This window comes from Shewanella sp. ZOR0012 (genome assembly GCF_000798835.1).
GTDB lineage: Bacteria > Pseudomonadota > Gammaproteobacteria > Enterobacterales > Shewanellaceae > Shewanella > Shewanella xiamenensis.
Genome location: NZ_JTLE01000094.1, coordinates 3,465,003 through 3,488,190, shown reverse-complemented (window position 1 = coordinate 3,488,190; position 23,188 = coordinate 3,465,003). Strand labels below are relative to the sequence as shown.

The 23,188-nt window shown below is 44.8% G+C and carries 23 protein-coding genes and 1 riboswitch; of the genes, 15 read left to right on the top strand and 8 right to left on the bottom strand.

Annotated elements, in window-relative coordinates; translation table 11 throughout:
* Positions 1-119 precede the first annotated feature (119 nt).
* Positions 120-1,769, bottom strand: a complete 1,650-nt coding sequence (locus L976_RS16890) for an electron transfer flavoprotein-ubiquinone oxidoreductase (RefSeq protein ID WP_047538596.1) — start codon at positions 1,767-1,769, stop codon at positions 120-122.
* A 252-nt stretch (positions 1,770-2,021) separates the two neighbouring features.
* Positions 2,022-2,155: riboswitch (molybdenum cofactor riboswitch) on the top strand.
* On the opposite strand from L976_RS16890, the gene moaA reads away from it, so the two are divergent.
* The 7 genes from moaA to L976_RS16855 all read left to right on the top strand — a co-directional run bounded on the left by moaA (position 2,143) and on the right by L976_RS16855 (position 7,076).
* Complete coding sequence (gene moaA, locus L976_RS16885; RefSeq protein ID WP_037425068.1) at positions 2,143-3,123, top strand: GTP 3',8-cyclase MoaA; 981 nt, start codon at positions 2,143-2,145, stop codon at positions 3,121-3,123. Its footprint overlaps the riboswitch before it by 13 nt.
* Positions 3,124-3,281: 158 nt before the next feature.
* Positions 3,282-3,716 carry a cyclic pyranopterin monophosphate synthase MoaC gene (moaC, locus tag L976_RS16880; RefSeq protein WP_372841800.1) on the top strand — a complete coding sequence of 145 codons (435 nt, stop codon included), beginning with the start codon at positions 3,282-3,284 and terminating at the stop codon, positions 3,714-3,716.
* 19 nt (positions 3,717-3,735) lie between these two features.
* Positions 3,736-3,987 carry a molybdopterin synthase sulfur carrier subunit gene (moaD, locus tag L976_RS16875; protein ID WP_047538593.1) on the top strand — a complete coding sequence of 84 codons (252 nt, stop codon included), beginning with the start codon at positions 3,736-3,738 and terminating at the stop codon, positions 3,985-3,987.
* Position 3,988: 1 nt separating this feature from the next.
* Positions 3,989-4,456 carry a molybdopterin synthase catalytic subunit MoaE gene (moaE, locus tag L976_RS16870; RefSeq protein ID WP_023265973.1) on the top strand — a complete coding sequence of 156 codons (468 nt, stop codon included), beginning with the start codon at positions 3,989-3,991 and terminating at the stop codon, positions 4,454-4,456.
* A gap of 43 nt (positions 4,457-4,499) precedes the next feature.
* Positions 4,500-5,303 carry a molybdate ABC transporter substrate-binding protein gene (gene modA / locus L976_RS16865; protein ID WP_052184016.1) on the top strand — a complete coding sequence of 268 codons (804 nt, stop codon included), beginning with the start codon at positions 4,500-4,502 and terminating at the stop codon, positions 5,301-5,303.
* An 8-nt stretch (positions 5,304-5,311) separates the two neighbouring features.
* Positions 5,312-5,992, top strand: coding sequence for a molybdate ABC transporter permease subunit (gene modB, locus L976_RS16860; protein ID WP_047538588.1), 681 nt, complete (start codon positions 5,312-5,314; stop codon positions 5,990-5,992).
* Positions 5,973-7,076: an ABC transporter ATP-binding protein gene (locus L976_RS16855; RefSeq protein ID WP_047538586.1), complete on the top strand. Its 1,104-nt coding sequence runs from the start codon at positions 5,973-5,975 to the stop codon at positions 7,074-7,076. The genes modB and L976_RS16855 overlap by 20 nt, the downstream gene beginning before the upstream one ends.
* 10 nt (positions 7,077-7,086) lie before the next feature.
* Here the strand turns inward: L976_RS16855 and L976_RS16850 are convergent, their stop codons facing one another.
* Positions 7,087-10,509, bottom strand: a complete 3,423-nt coding sequence (locus L976_RS16850; protein ID WP_047538583.1) for a transporter substrate-binding domain-containing protein — start codon at positions 10,507-10,509, stop codon at positions 7,087-7,089.
* Positions 10,510-10,604: 95 nt separating this feature from the next.
* Between L976_RS16850 and L976_RS16845 the strand changes: the two genes are divergently transcribed.
* Positions 10,605-11,243: a response regulator transcription factor gene (locus tag L976_RS16845; protein ID WP_047538580.1), complete on the top strand. Its 639-nt coding sequence runs from the start codon at positions 10,605-10,607 to the stop codon at positions 11,241-11,243.
* Positions 11,244-11,245: 2 nt separating this feature from the next.
* Here L976_RS16845 and L976_RS22425 read toward each other — a convergent pair whose 3' ends face one another.
* The 4 genes from L976_RS22425 to L976_RS16825 all read right to left on the bottom strand — a co-directional run bounded on the left by L976_RS22425 (position 11,246) and on the right by L976_RS16825 (position 16,108).
* Complete coding sequence (locus tag L976_RS22425; protein ID WP_052184015.1) at positions 11,246-12,454, bottom strand: hypothetical protein; 1,209 nt, start codon at positions 12,452-12,454, stop codon at positions 11,246-11,248.
* The gene (locus tag L976_RS16835) at positions 12,451-14,919 is read right to left on the bottom strand and encodes a fimbrial biogenesis outer membrane usher protein (RefSeq protein WP_052184014.1); all 2,469 of its coding nucleotides are present in this window, start codon (positions 14,917-14,919) and stop codon (positions 12,451-12,453) included. The genes L976_RS22425 and L976_RS16835 overlap by 4 nt, the downstream gene beginning before the upstream one ends.
* A 104-nt stretch (positions 14,920-15,023) precedes the next feature.
* Positions 15,024-15,500, bottom strand: coding sequence for a CS1 type fimbrial major subunit (locus tag L976_RS16830; RefSeq protein WP_047538577.1), 477 nt, complete (start codon positions 15,498-15,500; stop codon positions 15,024-15,026).
* 23 nt (positions 15,501-15,523) lie between these two features.
* Positions 15,524-16,108 (bottom strand): hypothetical protein, encoded by a 585-nt coding sequence (locus L976_RS16825; RefSeq protein WP_231570508.1) that lies wholly within the window; start codon positions 16,106-16,108, stop codon positions 15,524-15,526.
* 396 nt (positions 16,109-16,504) lie between these two features.
* Between L976_RS16825 and L976_RS16820 the strand changes: the two genes are divergently transcribed.
* From L976_RS16820 to cctA, 3 genes are all read left to right on the top strand, one after another.
* A complete protein-coding gene (locus L976_RS16820; protein ID WP_173944712.1) occupies positions 16,505-16,687 on the top strand; it encodes a hypothetical protein in 183 nt (60 codons plus the stop codon).
* Between the two features lie 89 nt (positions 16,688-16,776).
* On the top strand, positions 16,777-17,211 hold the full coding sequence (gene tnpA, locus L976_RS16815; RefSeq protein WP_039978090.1) for an IS200/IS605-like element ISShes8 family transposase: 435 nt from the start codon (positions 16,777-16,779) through the stop codon (positions 17,209-17,211).
* 335 nt (positions 17,212-17,546) lie between these two features.
* Positions 17,547-17,897, top strand: a complete 351-nt coding sequence (cctA, locus tag L976_RS16810) for a tetraheme c-type cytochrome CctA (protein WP_037419470.1) — start codon at positions 17,547-17,549, stop codon at positions 17,895-17,897.
* Positions 17,898-17,968: 71 nt separating this feature from the next.
* On the opposite strand, the gene L976_RS16805 is transcribed toward cctA, so the two are convergent.
* Positions 17,969-18,715, bottom strand: a complete 747-nt coding sequence (locus L976_RS16805; protein WP_037427475.1) for a cytochrome b/b6 domain-containing protein — start codon at positions 18,713-18,715, stop codon at positions 17,969-17,971.
* A 296-nt stretch (positions 18,716-19,011) separates the two neighbouring features.
* On the opposite strand from L976_RS16805, the gene L976_RS16800 reads away from it, so the two are divergent.
* Complete coding sequence (locus L976_RS16800; RefSeq protein WP_011717426.1) at positions 19,012-19,647, top strand: LuxR C-terminal-related transcriptional regulator; 636 nt, start codon at positions 19,012-19,014, stop codon at positions 19,645-19,647.
* 171 nt (positions 19,648-19,818) lie between these two features.
* On the opposite strand, the gene L976_RS16795 is transcribed toward L976_RS16800, so the two are convergent.
* Positions 19,819-21,585, bottom strand: coding sequence for a M61 family metallopeptidase (locus L976_RS16795; protein ID WP_047538572.1), 1,767 nt, complete (start codon positions 21,583-21,585; stop codon positions 19,819-19,821).
* Between the two features lie 145 nt (positions 21,586-21,730).
* Here L976_RS16795 and hinT point away from each other — a divergent pair, with 145 nt between their 5' ends.
* The 3 genes from hinT to L976_RS16780 are packed head-to-tail and all read left to right on the top strand — an operon-like array spanning position 21,731 to position 23,062.
* Complete coding sequence (gene hinT / locus L976_RS16790) at positions 21,731-22,087, top strand: purine nucleoside phosphoramidase (protein ID WP_011623075.1); 357 nt, start codon at positions 21,731-21,733, stop codon at positions 22,085-22,087.
* On the top strand, positions 22,084-22,611 hold the full coding sequence (locus L976_RS16785) for a PaaI family thioesterase (RefSeq protein WP_037427471.1): 528 nt from the start codon (positions 22,084-22,086) through the stop codon (positions 22,609-22,611). Before hinT ends, L976_RS16785 begins: the two co-directional genes overlap by 4 nt.
* Positions 22,598-23,062, top strand: coding sequence for a PaaI family thioesterase (locus tag L976_RS16780; protein WP_037419481.1), 465 nt, complete (start codon positions 22,598-22,600; stop codon positions 23,060-23,062). The genes L976_RS16785 and L976_RS16780 overlap by 14 nt, the downstream gene beginning before the upstream one ends.
* Positions 23,063-23,188: the final 126 nt, after the last annotated feature.

Here is a 23,188-nt window from a genome sequence, read left to right as displayed (position 1 = left end):
ATAGATGGAAATGAGTTGCTGATTTGAAGCATGTGATTTTTATGATGCAATTGTGGCCAAAATGTAGGGGTAAGGCAAGTAAAAAGAAGGCGCTCAATGAGCGCCTTCTTCCGTGGAGATTACATATTCGGGTAGTTTGGACCGCCGCCGCCCTCGGGCGTCACCCAAGTAATATTTTGGCTAGGATCTTTAATGTCACAGGTTTTGCAATGGATGCAGTTTTGCGCATTGATAACAAACTTCGGTTGACCCGCTTCCTCAACAATTTCGTACACGCCAGCAGGGCAGTAACGCTGGGCGGGCTCGTTAAATTGCGCCAGGTTTATCCCGAGCGGAATGCTGTTGTCTTTTAAGCGTAGATGGCAAGGCTGGTCTTCCTCATGATAGGTGCTCGACAGGTAAACTGAAGAGAGCTTATCGAAGCTGAGTTTGCCATCGGGTTTCGGGTAATCAATCTTATTGTAGGCGCTTACTGGGGCCATTTGTGCATAGTCTGGGTGTTCATCACGCAGGGTGATCGGGAACTTACCACCGAACCAGTTTTGATCTATGTAGTTAAATGCACCGCCAAGGAAAGTGCCAAACTTATGCATTGCCGGGCCAAAGTTGCGCGACTTATATAGCTCTTCGTGTAACCAGCTTTCTTCCAGATGGGTTTGGAAACAATCCAGATCTTTACCGCCTTCGACCTCGGCCATCATTGCCTTAGCTAAGGTTTCAGCCGCGACGATGCCGCTCTTCATGGCGGTATGCGTGCCTTTGATCTTGGCAAAGTTTAAAGTGCCCGCATCGCAACCAATCAGCAAACCGCCGGGGAAACTCATCTTCGGCAGTGAGTTCAGGCCGCCCTTAGTGATTGCGCGAGCACCATAGCTCAAACGTTCACCGCCAGTTAAGTATTTGGCGATGACTGGGTGAGTTTTATAACGCTGAAACTCATCGAATGGGCTTAAATGGGGGTTTTTATAGTTGAGGTCGATAATCAGACCCACGGCAATTTGGTTGTCTTCCATATGGTAGAGGAAGCCACCACCTGAGGCGCCATCGGTTAATGGCCAACCACCTGTGTGCACTACTTTACCTTGTTCGTGTTGCTCGGCGGGCACTTTCCAGATTTCTTTAAAGCCTAGGCCGTAATGTTGTGGTGTTTTACCATTATCTAAGTGGTATTTCGCGATCAGCTGTTTGCCTAAGTGACCACGGCAACCTTCTGAGAACACGGTATATTTGGCGTGTAGTTCCATGCCGGGCATAAAGCTGTCCTTCGGCTGACCGTCGGCACCGACGCCCATATCACCAATCAGGATGCCCTTCACGCTGTTGTCTTCATTGAAGAGTAATTCGCTGGCGGCAAAGCCGGGGAAAATTTCTACGCCGAGTTCTTCGGCACGCGTCGCGAGCCAGCGACAGAGATTACCTACGCTGACAATATAGTTGCCTTCGTTGTGCATGGTTTTCGGCACAAATGCATTGGGCATGAGTTTGCTGTCGGTAGCGGAGTTGAGTAGATAGATTTCATCGTGGGTCACGGCTGTGGTGACGGGGGCACCTTTATCACGCCAGTCGCTGAATAGCTCGTCTAATACCCTTGGTTCGAATACGGCGCCTGATAGAATATGCGCGCCCACTTCGGAGCCTTTTTCTACCACGCAAACGGTAATTTCTTTACCTGAATCCTTTGATATCTGCATTAATCGACACGCAGTCGCCAAGCCAGCTGGGCCAGCGCCGACGATAACAACATCGAATTCCATTGATTCGCGTTCCATCAGTTCACCTTTTCCTTCGCTTATCCCCAATTTATATCGGGTGTTGTAGTTTGTTTGTAAACGGGCGTTTTATTACTAATGTCCACCTTACCTCAAAATCACCGCAGGGCACAGGGGCTAAGCAGGCTGTTTAGCCTAAAGAATGACAAATCTTTGGGTGAGCACTGTCACAGATTGTTCACGCTCAGTTGAAGCGGATCAAGAAATACCTGTTTAGGGGTATAGCTAGCCAATACTTTCGGCTTATAATCACGGCTGACGGTTCTCCGAGCTTGCCTACCTAAGTCAACAGATATGGTGGTGTAGCCGTGGCAATAAGGCCACTGGGGTGAGTAAAGAAATGCACTCGCCTCCCACACTTGGAAAGGTGATCATGTCTCAATTACAAGACAATTTTGGTCGTAAATTTCATTACTTACGGATGTCAGTCACTGACGTTTGTAACTTCAAATGCAGCTATTGCCTCCCCGATGGTTATCATCCCAATGGCAAGCAACAGTTTTTATCTCTCAGTGAGATAGAAAACTTGGTGTCCGCATTTAGCCTCGTTGGCACTCAAAAAATCCGTATTACTGGCGGCGAACCCACCCTGCGTAAAGATTTTACCGATATCATTCGAGTGGTCGCCGATAATCCGCGTATTCATACTGTAGCCACTACCACTAATGGGTATAGGCTCGAGAAGCATGCCCAAGAGTGGTTCGATGCTGGTCTGCGCCGCATCAATGTGTCGGTGGATAGCTTAGATCCCAAGATGTTTTACCAGATCACCGGCGAGAATAAGTTCGACGAGGTGATGCGTGGTATCGATGCTGCATTATCAGCAGGCTTTGAGCGCGTAAAAGTCAATGCAGTATTGCTCAAAGGCATGAACGATAAAGATTTACCGCGCTTTTTAAATTGGATTAAGCATACGCCTATCGATCTGCGTTTTATTGAGTTAATGGAAACCGGCCTTGGCCGCGAGTATTTCCAAGCCCACCACTTAGCGGGTGCCGATATTAAAGCTCAGTTGCTTGCCAACGGCTGGCAATTGGATACGCCCCGTGCCGACGATGGCCCTGCGCAAAACTTCAGCCACAGTGACTTTAAGGGCCGTATCGGCTTGATCATGCCCTACGCCACTAACTTCTGCGCGAGCTGTAATCGCTTGCGGGTCTCAGCCAAGGGCAAATTGCACTTGTGCCTGTTTACAGAGTCCGGTATTGATTTGCGTGATCTACTGCAACACCCGAGTCAGCAAGCGGAATTAATCGAGCGGTTACACGGTCAACTGGCACAGAAGAAAGAAACCCATTATCTGCATCAGGGCATTACTGGCGTAACTCAGCATTTGGCCTCGATTGGCGGTTAATCTAACTTAGGTTTTAGTCTGCTTATCGCGTTATCTTTCATTTAGTTAGGTTTCGCGATTGCGCTCAATTTTCCATATGCTTGAATTTAGCAGCAGTTTAAAGGATCGCTTCAATGAGCAATGTATTTACCCATATTAATGCCGACGGCAATGCCCACATGGTCGATGTGACCGAGAAAGCCGTGACCGAGCGTGAGGCCCGTGCCGAAGCCTTTATCGAGATGGCGAGCACGACTCTTGAGATGATCATGAGCGGCAGCCACCATAAGGGCGATGTGTTTGCCACCGCCCGTATCGCGGGGATCCAAGCGGCGAAAAAGACTTCAGATTTAATTCCGTTATGCCATCCATTAATGCTAACCAAGGTCGAAGTCGAGCTTGAGGCTCAGCCTGAGCACAATCGTGTGCGCATTACTAGTCTGTGTAAATTGTCCGGCAAAACCGGTGTCGAAATGGAGGCGCTCACGGCGGCCTCTGTTGCGGCCCTGACGATTTACGATATGTGCAAAGCCGTGCAGAAAGACATGGTGATTTCACAGGTGCGCCTGCTCGAAAAACGCGGTGGCAAGTCGGGACACTTTAAAGCTGAATAACGTAAAGCGAGATAAGAATATGATTAACGTGTTGTTTTTTGCCCAAGTTCGTGAGCTTTTAGGGACGGCACAACTGAGTGTTGAAGCGAGCGAGCAGACACAAACCGCAGAAGGATTACGGGCAACTTTAGCGGCTAAAGATGATAAATGGGCCAAAGTGTTAGCCTCGGATAAATTGCTGGTGGCGGTAAATCAAACCATCAGCCAGTGGGATACCCGAGTGAGCGATGGTGATGAAGTGGCCTTCTTCCCACCTGTGACCGGAGGTTGATATGCGTTTACTGCCAAATGTGCGGGTGCAAACCGTCGATTTTAATGTGGCCGATGAGTACCACCAATTAGCCCAAGACAATAGCGATGGCGCCGTTGTCACCTTTGTGGGCAAAGTGCGCGACTTTAACGATGGTTCAGTGGTGACGGATCTAACCTTAGAGCACTATCCCGGTATGACGGAGCGTGTTCTTGAGCAAATCGTTGCCGAGGCGCGTGAGCGTTGGCCGCTCAATAAAGTTACGGTTATCCACCGTGTCGGCACGATGGCGCTGGGTGAGCAAATTGTGTTTATCGGTGTCACCAGCGCTCATCGCAAAGCGGCCTTTGCGGCCTGCGAATTCTTAATCGACTTTTTGAAAACCAAAGCCCCTTTCTGGAAATTAGAAGCTGGGGACAAGGGCAAGAATTGGGTCGAAGCCAAGGACGCCGATGAGCAAGCGGCGCAATTGTGGCAACACAAAGACTAACGTAAGACTGAGCTAGCAGCAGGCGAGACTGAGAGGTGAGTTTATGCACGGTGTGACAGGGTTAGGCAAAATCTGGGGTCTAGTATTTTCTCTAGTATTGTCGTTCTGTGTTGCTTTGATGCCTACCGTTAGCCGCGCCGAGACAGTGCCTGCGATTGCGGCCGCCGCCAATATCAAGTTTGCCCTCGATGATATTGTTAAAAACTTTAGCGCCGAAACTGGGCTCAAGGTGCGAGTCTCCTACGGCTCATCGGGTAATTTTGTCGCGCAAATTCAACATGGTGCGCCATTTGAAATGTTGCTTAGTGCCGATGAGCGTTATATCCATGAGCTGCAAAAAGCGGGCTTTACCCGCGATGAAGGCGTGCAATACGCAGTCGGTCGCCTAGCCTTAGTCGCCCCAAACAAGTCCCCTTTAACCTTGGATACTGAACTTAACGGCGTAAAAGCCCTACTCGCCGCGGGTAAGTTGGAGCGCTTTGCGATTGCTAATCCTGAGCATGCGCCCTATGGCGAACGCGCCCGTGAACTGTTGCAAAAACTAGGCTTGTGGGATGGTCTACAAACCAAGCTAATCCTAGGTGAAAATGCCTCCCAAGCGGCGCAATTTGCCGTGAGTGGCTCCACTCAAGGCGGTATTATTCCGTTATCGCTTGCCTTAGCGCCACAGTTTAAAGCATTAGGCCAAGCAATTGCTTTACCCGAAGATCTTCACGGCCCACTTTATCAGCGTATGGTGTTAACGCCTAAAGCGGGGGTAACTGCGGAGCGTTTTTATCAATATCTTCAATCTGATGCCGCCAGAGCCGTATTCCTGCAATACGGATTTGGTCTACCCGCTCAGTAAGGCCAGACATGGATTGGCAGGCGCTTTGGTTATCGGTCAAACTCAGTAGCATCACGGTATTGGTGTTGATCCCGCTGGCGATTCTGGCGGGGCGCGCCTTGGCCTATCGTCAGTTTGTGGGTAAGTCTTGGGTTGAGGCGCTCATCATGGTGCCCTTAGTCTTGCCGCCGACTGTGATTGGTTATTACTTGTTGGTGGGGCTTGGCAGCCAAAGCTGGTTAGGGCAATGGTTAGAGCGCCTAACTGGACAGCAGTTAGTGTTTCATTTCTCGGGGTTAGTGCTGGCATCCGTGCTGGTGAATATTCCCTTTGCGTTGCAACCGATACAACGTGCCTTTGAGGCGGTTCCCCACGATGTGCGCGATGCTGCGGCTTGTTGCGGCATGAGCAAACTTAAAATTCTACTCAAAATTGAATTGCCTATGGTCTGGCCGGGGGTGTTGACCGCCATAGTGCTGTGTTTCTCCCATGTGCTGGGTGAGTTTGGGGTGGTGCTGATGATGGGCGGGAATATCGCTGGCGAAACCAAGACGATATCGATCTCCATTTATGACAGCGTGCAGGCCTTCGATTTTGGCGCAGCAGGTACTATGTCATTGGTATTGTTGTTATTTGCGATTACCGCATTGGCTCTCACCACCAGTTTATCGCGGCGTTTAGGAGGTCAGGGTGGCGCAAATCATCGCTGATCTGCATTGCCAGATCCAAAACCATAAGCATATTAAACTGAGCGCCGAATTTAGCTGTAAGGCGGGTGAGGTGTTAGCGGTCGTAGGGCCTTCGGGCGGCGGTAAGACGACGTTACTGCGGATGATCGCAGGGCTTAATCATCCCGACACGGGCAGTATTGTGTTTGGTGAAACGCCATGGTTCGACAATAAAAGCCGCACCGCGCTAACGCCGCAGCAGCGCCATATTGGCTATATGCCACAGCATTTTGGCTTATTTCCCAATCTTACCGCGCTCGAGAACGTGGTTGCAGGGCTTGACCATATTCCCAAGTCGGAGCGAGTTGCTAGGGCGAAGGATTGGTTAGAACGGGTTAATTTACATGGTTTGCCCGATAGACTGCCTATGCACCTCTCTGGAGGTCAGCGGCAACGGGTTGCGCTTGCTCGCGCCCTTGCCCGTGAACCTTCAGTGCTACTGCTCGATGAGCCATTTTCGGCGGTGGACAGAGAAACCCGCGAGCGTTTGTATCTCGAACTTGCGCGACTCAAAGAGCAACTGCTTTGCCCTGTGATTATGGTGACCCACGATTTAAACGAAGCGTTGCTGCTGGCCGATTCGATGATCTTGATTAGCCAAGCTCAGATGCTACAACAGGGCGCGCCGTTTGAGGTGTTATCTCGGCCACGTAATGAGGCCGTTGCGAGGCAAATGGGTTTAAGAAATATTTTCGATGGTGAAGTGGTGTTCCAAGACCGCACTAAAGACATCACTTGGCTCAAATTTGGTGAGCAGCTGATTGCCAGCGATTTTGGCAAAGACCGCAGTGTTGGCAGTAAAGTTCGCTGGGTCATCCCCAATCAGGGTATTCGATTTAACGCCATTTCAAATGGACGTTTATGCCGTAGTTTTAATAAGTTAGATGTGACAATCGACTCTTTACTTGTGATGGGCGAGTCAGTGCGGGTAGTCTGTTATGCCACCGGGACTGAGTTGCAACTTAATACGGAAGTGTCGCTCCATCTTGCACAAAAGCTTGGCTTAACCAAAGGAATGCAAACTACGGTTGCGCTCAAATCTGAGCAAATTCATATTTTAGAGTAGTACTTCCTCATCAATTATTTGCGTGGATTATGGCGTTTAGCTCACTTATTAATTGAATCAACGTTGATCTAAACTCAGTTAATTCTGCCTCCGCGTCGTCATAAACTTCTTGTCTGATTTTCTCTTCTAGTAACCAAGCCTGCTCTGCAATTGATGTGAGACCTAACATACTTATTGTTCCCGCAGTTCTATGGAGCTTGTCTGCAAGTTGGGGAGCTGTTAGTTGAATATCTAGTAGCGAACTTTCAAGTTCATCTTTAAACATCAATAGCATTTTGCTTAATGCCTCACCACCAAATGCTTTCTCAAGCATTTTGATATCGATAAGTGCAGGTTTTAATTGTGGGAGCCATTTCAATAGCATTTTATATAATTCATCTAGATGTAATGGCTTTGCGAGTAAGTCATCCATTCCTACCGCAACGCATTGTTCTTTTTGCTCATTTAATACATTGGCCGTGAGAGCAATGATTGGTGTATGCTGACCAACTATCTCCTGTGATCTTACTTTTTGGGTAAAAGTGTAACCATCCATTACTGGCATTCGACAATCACATAATATTAAGTCGTAATGTCTTTGTTCCATGAGTTCGAGTGCTTGGGCTCCGTGTTCGGCAATATCACAATCTAAACTCAATTGCTTTAGCTGTCGTTTTACCAATATCTGATTAAGCTGATGATCTTCAACTAGTAAAATGTTACATTCAGGCCAATTTACCTTAAGTGTTATTTCCTTCTGCGGTATCGAGACTGTAGTATCAATCCACCCCATGTTTATGTAACACACATCCTTAACAGCCTGTGATGTTAAAGGGTTAGAATTCAATAAACATTGCTCGTTTTGGTATTTATAACCGAGTGCTTCATTAAGCTGAATACACAATATCTGTTGCCGATCATCCGAAGCATTATCAGTAAATAACAGGTCTGCATTGGCTTTATTCTCAGTTAATACAATGCCTAATGACGCTAAATGCCAAGACAAAGTGTGGTGCAATTTCATATCTTTGATTGCGATATGTGCGTAGAGTCCCTGCAATTTTTTATCAAATGCATCTTGAGCAACTACAGGTAAACGAATACGTAAACCGATAAAGGTACCTAAATGAGGAGCGCTATTTAGGATAATGTCACCACCCATCATTTCGGCGAGTGTATGGCTAATCGCTAGGCCTAAACCTGCCCCGCCGTAGCTACGGGAGGTTGAGGCATCAGCTTGTTCGAAAATATTAAATATCCGTGCTTGAGTCTCAGTGCTCATGCCGATACCCGTATCTTGTACGCCAATAAGCAGTAATTGTTGACCATCATTTTCACTTTCTAGTTTGACCGATACTTCAATAAACCCGCGTTCAGTGAATTTAATGGCATTACTTACCCAATTGAATAGGATTTGCTTTATGCGGAGACTGTCTCCAGTTACCTGTGCTGCTACACCTTGGTCAACGTGTAAATAGAAGTTTAAGTTTTTGGTATGTAAATCATTCATAACCATATAAAGCGTACTATCGAGAACTTCACGTAATAGAATTGGGGTTGATTCTAAGCGCATTTTCCCCATGTCAATTTTAGAAAAATCGAGAATGTTATTAATGATTTGGAGAATTTCTTCGGCACCATTAATAATGATTTGCACCATTTGTTTTTGCTCCATACCAAGAGGAGTAAAACTGAGTTGCTCTGCCATACCAACAAGTCCATTCATTGGTGTGCGGATCTCATGGCTCATGGCGGCAAGAAATTCAGCTTTTCTTTTGGCCACTTGTTCAGCATTTTCCTTGGCTATTGCGAGGGCCTGTTCAACAATAAGGCGCTTGTTAATTTCTTGCCTGAGTTTTAAATACGCTATGGTTAAGCCACCAATGAAAAGCAATAAACCTATCGCAATAGGCAGCAATGTCCTGAGTAAAGTATGCCAAGAGATGCCTTCATTAAAATTTACCGATAGCCAAGTATTACGGATCTGCTGTTTTTCTTTCTCACTCATACTGGAGAAAACACGGTTGATTAATGGGATAAGTGGCGAATAAGGGTCGCGAACGGCAACAGCGAGTTCGTCTTTATATGGTGTCGGAGCGGCTACTCGTAACTCATCGTCGAATTTGTCATCGATGATCATGGCGACAACCGCCAAATTACCTATGTAAGCTGCAGCTTCCCCATTAGCTACTGAGGATAGTCCTTCATCCGGAGTGTTAGACACCACGACATCAATATCTGGATAAGCCTTCTTAATGCTCGGGATTAATAAATTATCTGTCACGACGACACGCTGAAAGTTCAGTTCAGATAGACCAGCAATTCGTGGGTTGCTGCGTGCTGTGGCTATCACAATAGGAAAAGACGTAAAAGCTTCGCTCATATGCCAGTCTGGATATTGTGCTTTCAATCGAGTTGGAATAATGGCGAGATCAACTTCATGGTTAATGAGTGCGCTTTGAATTTCATCCCATGTTCTGGTTTTTTGCGCCGTATAATCTAGCCCTAGTTTCTCTCTTAATTGTTCAAGATAATCTGCAGTTAGACCTGTTAAGATGCCGTTTTTATTGATTGAGGAGAATGGTGTCCAATGATCTACAAATCCAACCCGAAGTGAAGGTAAGCCTGCCAACCATTCACGTTCACTCGGCCTAAGTAGAAAATTACTGTGGCCTAAAAAATGAAGATCGCCCATACCCAACCAAGTCACTTCGAGAGCATTACGCTCTTCTACGCTTAGGGCTAGTAAGGCGTTATCGAGTTGTGTTACAAGCTGGATATTGTGCTTCGTGATTCCTAAATGTAAGTTTTCCATCATCAGTTGCGCTTGGGCAACGATAAGAAGTTCAGGATGTGCACTAGTGTATTGGTTAGCAACGTGGAGATTGCCAATATAGGCATCAGTTGTTTTATCTATGACTGATTTAAGTGCTTGTTCAGTATTAGAAAATGTCACTTCTGTTACGGTTGGATAATGCAACTTGACTAATTTCTCAGTCGAGAAGCCCTTTTCAACAGCAATTCTTGCACGACCAAATTCACTGACATCACGGAAAAATCGGCTGTCATAACGAATAACTACAACAGTTGGTGAGGTGTAGTATGAGCGGCTAAACATAAGGCATTGATTACGTTCAGTAGTGCGAAAGGCATCAAGTAATACATCGACCTCACCATTACAGCCTGCGTTATATAATGTCATCCAGTCGGGATAAACTTTCCAGTCAATATCTAGATGTAAATTTTTTGCCAGTAGTTCTATCAGCTCAACACTAAATCCCGTTGTTATCTGATCATTAATCTGTTGAAAAGGCCCCCAGCCATTGGCCAGTACCCCAACTCGGATCGTGGTTGGGACAGATTGCTCGGCATGAGTGATAAAAGTCATGCAGAGTAGGGATAAGCAATTGAAGATACAAAGAAGTTGATAACGTATTTTTTGAATAGTACTCATCTCTATGACCAAAGTGGATTAAGTCTCGAAAAAATCAGTGATGCCAAGTAGTATAGATAAGCATCCATAAATTCACATTTTCACGGGAGTTGAATATGGCTTTTAAGATCATCCTTGCCGACGATCATCCAATTATACTCACTGGTGTGCGTAGTTTGATGGCTGAAATGCAGCCAAGTTGTGACATTGTCGCTGAAGCAAATAATGTTTCCGAATTATGGTGTATCTTGGAGCAACATGAGTGTGACTTATTGATCACAGACTTTAGTATGCCTAATGATGACAATGTCGACGGTATGGTAATGATTAAACAGCTAAGGCGAAAATATCCAAACTTACCCATAGTAGTGTTAACTCAAGTACATAATCTAGGTGTATTACAAGCGCTCATGAAAATAGGCGTTCATGGCTTGCTACTAAAAAAGTCGGTCATTGCCGAATTAGAAAAAACAGTTAAAAAAGTATTATTAGGTTCAGTTTACATTGGTGAAACCGTTCGTGAATTGTTAGATGGACAAGGCGTTAATCAATATATCACCCCAGTTGAACTTTCGTTGAAAGAACTAGAAGTTGTACGTTTGCTGACAAATGGCATGTCAGTGACTCAAGTTGCTAATTATTTACACCGGAGTGTAAAAACCATTAGTACTCAAAAAAACAATGCAATGCAAAAACTTGGTTTGAAAAGTGACAGTGAATTGTTTCATTATGCACAACAGCAGGGCTTGTTTTAATTTTAAAGTGGAGGGGTTTCAGCCTCAAACATAATAGTCACATCTCCTTTGTAGGTGCTTCCTGGATATTTCATCATTTCAGTTAAACTAGTTTGTTTAATTGAAAATATAAAGTTTCTTTTTATATTTATATGTTCACCATCATTTGCTAGTGTATGCTTTGATTTAGTTAATAGGGGGCGTTCACCTATGCCTGTCACATAAGCGACATCAAAATCTATTTGATGATTATTTTTAGTGTTTTTTAGTTGGCACTTGCCATTGGATTCATATTGGCAATAACTCAGGTACACGTAAGCCTCCGCACTTTTCCACAATCTAAACGGTAATTCTGCTTGTAAATATGGCGGTGTTTTCCCACTGTTTATCCATGGTAACCAGCCTTTTGGCGGTTGTAGGATCACTTTATTGCTGCCAGCAGGGAATGCTACCTTAAGTTGGTGCGTGACCCTTAAGGTAAACTCTATTGTTACGTTTGAGCTTGAATAAGTTGCATCGCCAAAATCGAGATCTTTATTGCGCCCAATGCTTAAAGTTAAGCTGCCATTATAAGTGCCATTTTCCATTTTTAGAGGGTCGGGTGGTTGCAGCTTATAGCCAATATAAATTCTTCTAAGAGTTATTTTGTCTGAAGAAAAAGATGGGTTAAATTTATTGTCATAACATACCCCTCCTGATTTTTGATTAACATTTTTTATATCGTAGAAATAATCAAATGCAAAAGCACTTGCCCACATTCCTAACCTATAATTACAATCACCTTGTACATTTTTTTCAGGCCAGTAGGTTCCTGTTGTGCCAGCTTCTTTTATTATATTTGGTACATGAGCAGCCCCGATTTGCGTTAATTGGAACTTCATTTTATGAGAGGCTCCGCCTCCAACTTTTGTTAACTCAACACTTTTTTCGCCAGTAAATTTTTGATAGGTGATTGCATGTTCTAATTTACCATCGTTACTGACGATTCTTGAAGTAATACTTGTCGGTATACTGATGGCTTGCTCTTTCTCTAGAGAAGCTGTGCCTTTACACCAAAAGTCACCGGCCATGTCTTGAGGCACTGAGCAAGGGGTAGTATTAATAAACTTACTACCATTAATATCATAGGGTGCCGGTTTATATTCAGCAGTTACTTGAATAGTGGCAGCTTGTGTTAAGGGGATTGATAATATAAAAAATATCAATATATATAACGCATTATGATAGTTCACTTAGCTAGGCTCTCTGTTGATGTTTGTTTTGCCCATGCTTGGGCATTACAAGTGATATTGCCTAATAGCAATATGTTTTGTTCACGTTTCACGCGGTGTAAATCGAGTTCAAGGTTGCACTCTTGTATACCTTGATACTCTACTTGCAGGTTCGGATAGTGTTCACTCATTTCAACGGCAAAAAAGCCATCGACTTCAGTCAAGCTGCGCCCCGCATGGTTGGCGATTAGCGCGCCTTTCAGCGGTAATCCCTGTAGATTTACTAAGCGACCAATCACAGTGACAGTCTTCATGACTCTGATTTGTTGGTAACTGACGCCTCCCTTATTGAGATGGTAGTGCAATACGCTAGGTTGAATAACTGAAGGTGCGTCATCAAAGTCCTGTATGGCGAGTTGTACGCTACCACTGCGATAAGCTGTCACTGGCACTAAGTTGCGTCCAGGTTTTAAGGTGATGCTGCCCCCGTGTTCATCCTCTGCGAGTAAAATGACGTCTGGGCTGTCTGCCATGACATCTACTATCATGCCTGCATCGTGGTTTTGGCTCTGGCCTGAGATGCTGAGTTCACCCTGTGGCCCTAGTGCAACCATGCTATCTAGGTTGATGCCGCCTGTGAGGCCACTGTTATAGGAAGATGATTGTGCATAGGCATCGCCGCTGATTATGTCGTTATGAAAGCGGCTATTGGCGGTTACACCAACACCATAGCTATCCGTGTTTAGTCCCATTCCTATGGTTTCAATACCGTGCCAGTCTAGTTGCTGTTGGTAATCAACATAGGCATGCTGTTCTTGCCCGCCAGAGCGTGAAGTTCTGCTGCCTAAGCCGCCACCTATTCGACGGGTTTGATCGCCTAAGTTCATACTGAAATAAAGTGCTCCGCCTTGGTCGCGTTCGCCTGAAGTGTTAATGCTGCCTGGACGATCGAACGCATTTACACTCCAGCTTATTTGACGCCCCCAGAGTTTGCCGCTGTAATGCCACCCTAAATCAATGCCTTGGCCTTGCTCCGATTGATGTGACAAATAGGCAGAAATTGAGTGACCACTTCCTAAGTTATGTTGCAGTGATACACTGGTCTTTTGGGGCTGAGAGTGGTTGGCATCAATGCGTTGCGATTGACTGAGTTGTTGCTGATGGCTGAGTACAAAACTACCTTGCCTGAAGCTATACACTGCCTGTAAATCAAAATCGCTCCCCTGTTGTTCATTCATCACCCAATTACCAAAAAAGCGCAGTTGTTGGTTCCAGTCCCAATCGGCCGAAATACTGTAATGCCAACCTTTATCCACAAATTGGGCCGCGGCGCCAAGGATAATCGCCGGTGTTAATAAGTAGTTTGCGAGTACACCCGTGCTGAGTCCGCGTCTACTTTCATCATCCCAATTCGTTATTTCGGATAATTTTTCTCCAGCAAACCAGTTCACCCGAAAGGGGTCTTCGGTGTTTTGCCATTGAATGGGTTTGTTAATGATTTCTCGACGATGCTCAGTGACTTGACCATCTTCTATGATCCGAATTTCAACTTCATATATACCAGATGGCAATACTTTAGTATCAATGGCTTGCAGGCCTGCTTTAATCTGTTGCGAGTTGATCAATTGTCCATTTTGATAGATTTCTACCATACCTGCACGATTCGGAGTGACATAAATGGGTGTAGCACTGGCGTAGGCTCGATCAATCAATAATTGGTTAGAGTCACCGAACATCACGCCCATCACCGCTTGTGAACTGCCGCTATAAATGATGGGCTGGCGAACTAAACCTTGGGCATAAGGGGAGAAATATCCGAGTCGATAGAAGTGTCCTTCGTTTTGGTGTTCTGTATATAACTGTTGAATACTCGAGTTGAGTATTTCATCATTATTTTGAGTGACTTCACCTTCTAATAATGTGGTCCACTGGCCTAAACTTGCTTGAGCCTGCAAATTATAACGGCCTGCGTGAACGCTCTCATTGGATTGACTCCAATTGAGCTGTTGCCTAAATAGCGCACCGAAGCTGCCTTGTTCGGGCAGGGCATAGTAGTGTGAGTTTAACTCCTGCTTTTCAATTCTAGTCGTTAAAATCGCTAACTGAGAGTTTTCTAAATTGTATTCAATCGCTAATATGTCACCTTGACAACCTTTTTGGCACAAACCCAACTTATGTTTTTGGTTTAATTGCGCTACCCATAGCTGTTGTTGACGTTCGTCAAGATCGCTTTCGCTCACGTCTATAAGTTTTAATAATTGCACGCTGGTATCGAGTCCTAACACTATTTCACCTTCGCCAAGCAATTTATTATCAATGGTGATTCTTACAGTTAATGGGGCATTAAAAAAATGCTCAGAAAATCCATCAGGTAAGTCTTGATATTGTTTTAGCTGTGTGAGCGAGTCCGAAGGCGTGTTATTCGCTAAAGAGCAAGAGCTAAAGATTAGCGTTGTGATTAGAATAGTCAGGATCAAAAATGACAAGTGTATTGCCTCATCTTAATAAAATGAAAAGCATGAGTCGCTAACTTGAAAGTTAATAAAGCTCCCTTTTTTGGGAGCTTCATTTGATATATAAATCAATAACTTTATGGTGCTGCTGATTCGAAAATCATATTCACTACACCTTGATAAGTGCCTGCGGTATAGCCATTACTTGGGACTGTTGGAATGATCTCAAGCGCAATCGTTTTACCTGTTTTAGCCGTGTCGATATCGACTAACTCCACTGGAGCTGTTGTCAGCTCAGTACCGCCAACTTTAACAGCTAGAGTTATATTCTCCTTGTCACTGGCCATAATCGCAGGGTTTGATAAGTAACCTGTAATGGCACCTATAGTGCTTTTTACTTCTAGCTGCTTAGTTAATGACCCCAGTTTTTTTGTATGGGAGTCGTATGCTAACTTTTGTGGAGTGTTTATCCAGTTATCATTGCCCGTAGGTTGCACAAAAAAACTCTCTGATGGAATTTGTGCAATTACAGTGACTTGATGCTCAATTTTTTCATCGGCAAATGTATTCATGGCCACTAATAAAGCAATTGGGGCCGCCTTCCATATTTTCATTACAGTCTCCTTTTAGGGATGCATTAGTTACCAATAACTATGCTTTTTGTTTCATCACCTTCAATTAATTGAAAGTGATAGCTCTCGTTACTATTTTTTACCAGTTGCTTTTTTGAACCTGGTAAAATATGCAATTTTGTTGCAGTGGAACACTCTTTTGTTTTTTTGTTGCAAACTTCAAAATAATCTAAAATGATAGTAGAGTTTCCATGGTTTATTATTTCTGCTGAATGTGAATCTTCATTAATTTTTGTAGAATACTCTGGGTTTTCTGGTGTAATGAATAAAAATGCACCATAACCTGTTAATAACTGTATACCCGCTGATACTTCTTCTTTCTGCTGTTCAATCAGATGCTCATCAAAACCGTCATTACTTTTGGGTTGTACTGGAACAAAGCGAACCCTAAAATAGCGCTCAGTTTCTTTTTTATCTAAGAATAGTAATCTCGTTGCTTGCACTCCTTTAGCAGGAATGATTAAGCGAGACGGACTAGCTATCAAGGCGCGGTTTTCTGCTTCTTGTTCAGGCACTTCGTAGGATTGACCATATTCATCATATTTTATTTCATTGATAGAGATTTTAATAAAGGCGGTCGAATCACCCATGTTCATTATTTTTTTAAATAAGTGGTTTTATTGCTTGGCATATAGTCAAACAATGTGCCTATGCTTATTTCTGCTGCAGTATAAGCTTGGGGGATGTAAAAAATAATAAAAAACAGCACTAAATTTGATCTCATTATTATTGAATCACCTGTGTTTAGTTACCTTGTTTTTATGTTTTATTGGTAATGTAGTAGATTAATGTTCGATTTGATTAATATTTAAATGTATTTTACATGGGTAATTTTTGTTAGTTAATAGGAATAGTCCTATAATTAATTTTTTTGATTTTAGTTTTTAGGATTTATCTGATAGAAGCTAGCGCTATTTTAGTTAAAATGCGTCAGATATATTTATATTGTTCTGTAGGTATCTATGCTGTCAGTTAAGCACAAAGAAATGAGTGTAGATATTACACGCTGTATTATGTCTGATGTAGTTATGCCTTTTTATCAGCCAATTATCGGGGTTGATAAAACCGTTATAGGATATGAAGCACTTGCTCGCCGTTGGGATGCCAAGAGTCATGCATATGTAGGTATTGATTTTTTATTTTTAGCCCAAAACCACCTACTTCAGTAGGTGGTTATCATCATTTGAGGCTTTGCCTGTATACCTACCCATGTTAAATGCATCTTTGATTTTTAGCGAAGTCAAAAGAGGCAAATAACATGAGTAGATACGAGCAAGCATCGCATGTGTTCTGGCGATGTCAATATCATATAGTCTGGACACCAAAGTACCGCTTTCGGATATTGAAAGGTAATGTCGGAAAAGAGGTTTATCGATGCATTCAGGTTTATTGCCATCAAATGGGATGCATAGTCATGGAGCTAAATGTTCAAGTTGACCATGTTCATTTAGTGGTGAAGGTACCTCCGAAGATATCTATATCGAATTTAATGGGGGCGTTAAAAGGTAAGATAGCTTTGAAAATATTCAGTAAATTTCCTTACCTACGTAAGAATAAACTTTGGGGAAATCATTTTTGGCAGAGAGGATACTTCGTCGATTCGATTGGAATTAACGAGGAAATAATCCGTAGATACGTTAGGCATCAAGAGAAAGTAGAGCGGCAAGAGCAGGGTCAACTTGCTCTTGAATAAAGGCCCCCTTTTAGGGGGTTAAAACAAAGCCACCTTCTTTAGAAGGTGGATTCTTTACTAGGGCTTTTCTTTTGCTGATGATTAAGCTAGGGAGGCTTTTAGTTGTAATTGGTAGGTTGTGACAATGTAAAACTCTTATATAAGCATGTGGTTACATGATGCAGCGCACATTTTACCCTTGAGTATATTGATAAAGTTACTTTGCATAAGATTGTGTTGCTTATTACTCAATCCTTAGCTAAGTTAAATCGAGTCGTGCTATTTACATTGGTTGCAAGATGGAAGTCACCCCTGACAAGAATTTCCACTGTCAATCACCATTGGAGGATACAATTGTGAGCAAAAAACTATTAAGTGTGCTTTTCGGGGCAAGTCTTGCAGCGCTAGCGCTGTCGCCAACCGCATTTGCCGCGGATCAAAAATTATCTGACTTCCACGCTGAATCTGGTGGTTGTGAAAGCTGTCATAAAGATGGTACGCCATCTGCTGATGGTGCCTATGAGTTTGAACAATGCCAAAGCTGCCATGGTAAGCTTTCTGAAATGGACGCAGTACATAAGCCACACGATGGCAATTTAGTCTGTGCTGACTGCCATGCGCCACACGATATGAACGTAGGTCAAAAACCTACCTGTGAAAGCTGCCACGACGATGGCCGTACTCCGGCATCTATTCTGAAGAAGTAAGTTTGACTTCAGATTGAGCTTGATAAAAACGCCAGCAAATGCTGGCGTTTTTTATGCTCATTGAGTTGACCTCATTCGTCCTTCGGTTGTCCTTGAATAAGCTTTTTGCCTGAAAACATGGCTGAGATAATGCCAGGTTGGCGTTTGACTTCGGTGTAGATTACGGCAAAAACATGCAGCATGATCAACAGTATCAATAAATACACTGCATACACATGTACCTCTCCTACAAGACCTTTTATGGGTTTTATCACGTTAGCTTTATCGGTATCGACGCCCGTAGCATCGTAGGGTTGTAGGCTACTCGGATCAACATTGGTGGCCGCAAGGTACTGTTGGACTGCACTTCCCAGGGGTGGATAGTAAATGTCGGTACCGGCGCGGATCAGCCCAGTAATCATAATTGTGACTAATAAGAGCATGATAGCGAGTACGGCGAATTTCCCCTTAGGATTGTGGCCTAGATACTGGGGATTTTTACCCGCGGCAAGTTCTGCTTTATAGGTTTGTAACTCGGCCTTGCTATTGGCATTGGGGAACATATGGCTAAAGCGGGCGTATTTATTGCCCATAAAACCCCACACTAAGCGGATAAGTAAATTAATCGCAAAGCCATAGCCAATGATGACGTGCAGGGTTTTAAGCCCGATTTTACCGGAGAGTTCGGTTATACCTAAGTCGCTGCGAAACATCATTATACCGCCCACGATAAGCAGGGAGAGTACGAGGATGACATTAATCCAGTGGAACAGACGAGTAGGTCTGTCCCAGACGGGGTAGGATTGTATTTCAATAGGGCTTGGTTGCTGGCTGGACATGGTATTTCCTTATGTTTTGTATTGATTTGATCTTACGCCTTTCTGTTAAAAATAGCGCATTATTTTCAGTTTAAATTAAGCCTTCTGCTTGACAATGATTTGTCCTAAAGTTGTAGAAGTTTTTGATTTGCGTACGGTAAATATTTTTTACGTAAGTCTTTTGAATCTGTTTTATCTAATGCTAATATCGTGTGCACGATAGACTTGGAAGTCTATTGAACGGATGTTGAAGTGGTATTGAGAGATGTTTCTCCTCTCAAAATAAATAATCGTTAACCAGACAGGGAGTGAGCAGGATGTTCAAAATATTACATTGGATTGTAGTGTCAAGATCGCAAGTTCTGATGGAATTGCTTGCAGGCCGCTGGCCGCAGGAGTTTCTGGTGAAGCTGTCGCAAGTCAGTCCAGATGAAATGTGCGATCAAATCAAAGATAACCAAGCCTCTATGGTGGTGATTGACCTTTCCACTGTTGATCTTCAGAAAGCCTATCAATTTCAACGCTTGCTTGCCCGTGAACACCCGAGTGTGCGAGTCGTCTACATTCAATTCCCTAAACAGGTTGATGCCCGTTTTTTAATGCAAGCCTCGACTACGGCAGGGGTGTTTTATCTGGATGCAGGACTGACTGAAATCAGCCTTGGCCTGTCTAACATCCTGCGTGGACACAGAGTGATCCCCATCCAATTGGTGAATGGGGTAAATGATGACTTTGGACTGTTCGAAGATACCGAGCCATTAACCATCCGTGAGCGCGAAGTGTTACAAGCCCTGTTGTCTGGCAGCACTAACCTCGATATCGCGAATCAATTGTTTGTGAGTGAGAGCACCATTAAGACTCACTTGTACCGTGTGTTCCGTAAGATTGGTGTGTCAAGCCGTGGGCAAGCCATTGCATGGGCGCAAACCTACTTACACGATGTGGTGGTGTAACGCGTTGTTGATGGGGCCGCTAAGCCAATATTCAATTGAACAACTTAAGAATCAAATAAAAAGGGGCAATCTTCGATACGATTGCCCCTTTTGTGCTTTATGGGTTAAGGACTATTGCATTAAAAACTAATGCATTAAAAATTAGTGCATTAAAGGCTAATAGATTAAAGATCAACGACCTAACCAAGCCTGCAGTTTGTCTTTATCTATGATACTTAAGGCAACCGTATCCTTAGGCGCCTCGGTAATGAGCAGTTCTCCCGTCATCAATTCATCGCGTCTAAACCAATGCAGGCTTAAGCGTTGTCCGATTGGGTATTGCTGAAGCTGAGCTTCAAATTGGGCTGTTACCTGTAGATTATCCGCCGCAATTAAGATGTCTCCGGCACTTAAGCCCGCAAGGTGCGCAGGGCTGCCTTGGGTGACCGTGGTTACTTTAAGGCCCATTGGCGCAGCTTGCGTTTTAGCGCCAAAGGCAATCCCATACCCTTTGGCCGTGCCACCGCCGACATCCTGCGCACCATTGCTCGCGCGTAAGGTCAACTCAACCCCAAACTCGGCAAGTAGCGGTGCCAGTGGGATATCGTCGGTATTGTCTAAATAGGCGAAGAGATCTTGGCAATAACGCCCCAGTAAGCGTTCAATAATCCTTTGATGGCATTCATCAGTGGTACCACGATTTTGCAGGGCATATTCTTGCCACAGAATGGTCATTAGATCATCGAGATTATATTTTCCCTTAGTTTCACTCCTTAGGGTTAAATCCAGATACAGCGCAAACAGGGCGCCCTTAGTGTAATAGCTAATAATGGCGTTTTGGGCGTTTTCATCCTGCTTGTAAAACTTAGTCCAAGCGTTAAAGCTCGAGTCCTTAATGCTTTGTTTAAAACGGCCTTGACTGCGGTATACCCTTGTAAAGGTTTCGCTCAGCATATCTAAGTAGCTTTGCTCATCGACTAAGCCTGCGCGATAGGTAAGGAAATCATCATAATAGGAGGTGATGCCCTCATAGGCCCACAGCTGCGGCGTATAGGTTTCCGCCTCGAGTTGATAGGGCAAGAAGCATTCCGGCTTGATGCGCTTAACGTTCCAGCTGTGGAAATATTCATGGCTGCAGAGCGATAAATAAGTGCGGTAGTCGTTATTTATCGGCGCATCCATCGACAGCGGTAAATCTTTGCGTGAGCACATGAGTGCTGTCGATGCTCGATGTTCCAAACCACCAAAGCCATTGTCGAGTACTGTCGTCATAAACAGATAACGCTCAAAGGGCGCTGGCGTGCCAAACAGCTTGATTTGATACTCGCAAATCGCCTTTAAATCTTGGCAGAGTCTCGGCATATGGGCGCGGTGGCGACCGTTTAGTACGATATCGTGCCTTACGCCGCAGGCTTCAAAACTGGCGTGGGTGAATAGCCCCATCTCAACTGGATGATCGATAAGTTCGTCATAGCTTTGCGCACAAAACTCACCAAAGGCAAATTCATCACCGCTTTGACGTGCCATGCTGGTGGCAAGGCGCCATTCATTTAGGCTCGGCTCGGTCGGCGCCGCCATCGTCACTGTGTGTAAGCCTGCCTCAAAGCCATGGGCGGCTAAAAATACACTGCTGCCGTTAAAGAAACCGTGGGTCATATCCAGATGCGCGGTGCGTACCGACAGGTCCCAAGCATAAACTTGATAGGTTAAGGTCAGTTGGGTGCTTTGATGTTCGACCGACCAGGTTTGTTTATCCAGTTGAATGAGCTTAAGCGGCTCTTCGTTACTGTCTGTGGCTTTAAGGTCGATAATATTCTTAGCAAAATCCCGCACCATATAACTGCCGGGAAGCCACGCGGGCAGGCTAAAAACTTGCTTAGGGTGGGGCTTTTGTACCGTCATGGTAACGGCGAACAAATGCGCCTTGGGATCGACGGGAATGATGTGATAGTGGATCATAATTTATCCTGTAAAACTGATGCGTTTTAATGGGCGTCATGCTGCCAAAAATGCGCACAACAGGCAAATGAAACGCAAAATATCTGGAGACACAAAGTGTTGAATTGCTAGTATACTATCCCAATTAACCCAAGGAGGACTCCCCATGGCCGAAGAAACCATTTTCAGCAAAATTATCCGCCGCGAAATTCCCGCCGACATTCTGTATCAAGACGAGCTGGTGACTGCTTTTAGAGACATCTCGCCAAAGGCGCCAACCCATATTCTGATTGTGCCGAATCATTTGATCCCAACCGCAAATGATATGAAAGCCTCGGATGAACCCGCACTCGGCCGGATGATGACTGTGGCGGCCAAATTGGCGGCAGAGGCGGGGATTGCCAAAGACGGTTATCGTTTGATCATGAACTGCAATAAACATGGCGGACAGGAAGTGTACCATATCCACATTCATCTCGTCGGCGGAGAGCCACTGGGACCCATGTTGAGCCAAGGTCAATGAAGGTAAATCCTGAGTTTTTCCCGCTGACTCAAATGGCGCAGCGGTTTGTCGATCAGCTCGCCCAGTGCCGTCGCTTAGGGTTAACCGTGCTCGAAGCCAGTGAGCACCATGTACTGATTGAGTTGCCCTATAGCACTGAGTTAATTGGTTATCCCGATACTGGCGTTATCCACGGCGGGGTGATCACCACCCTGATGGACACCGCCTGTGGCAGCGCGGTGGTGAGTGCGATTTTTCAAAAATATCAATCCTTAGAGATTTCGCCCACCCTCGACTTACGCGTCGATTATATGAAGCCCGCGCAGCCCCATAAACCGGTTTATGGCTTTGCCGAGTGCTATAAATTGTCATCCAATATCGCCTTTACCCGCGCTATCGCCTATCAGGACAGCATTGATGATCCTATCGCCCATGCGGTGGGCTCCTTTATGCGTATCAGCCCAGAAATGGTCGGCGATGCCTTTAGACAAGCCTTGATGGGAGAAGCCGTACCGTCTTTAGGAGAGACAGATGAACTCAAATAAGCCGGCCGAGCCGAAAACCCTCGATGTGCAGGGAATTGTAAAACGCGCTACCGAGTTGAACGACTTTGGTCATCTGCTCGAACATGTCCCTTATGCTAAGTTTATTGGCATGAAGGTCGAGCGCTTTGGCGATGAGCTGATTTTCAAACTCCCCGCTAAGGATGACAATATCGGTAATCCCATCCTGCCCGCGATTCATGGTGGGGTAATTGCTGGTTTTATGGAAATGTCAGCCATAGTGCAATTAATGGTGTTTATGCAAACGGCAAAAGTGCCAAAAGTGGTCGATTTCTCGATTGATTACCTGCGAGCAGGCCTGCATAAAGACAGCTTCGCCGAATGTCGTATCACCCGTCAGGGGCGACGGGTCGCCAATGTGAATATCAATTGTTGGCAAACCAATCGTAAGCAGCTTATCGCTACCGCAAGGGCGCACTTTTTGATCGATTAATCGCGAGCGCGGGGCATGATGAGCACGTTAAGCATAAGTTCAGCTGGCGTCGCGTAGTGTCATTGCCCATCCGTTGTTCGGCACCTAGGTTTTTGTGAGTGAGGGAAAACAAAATGAAAGCAATTT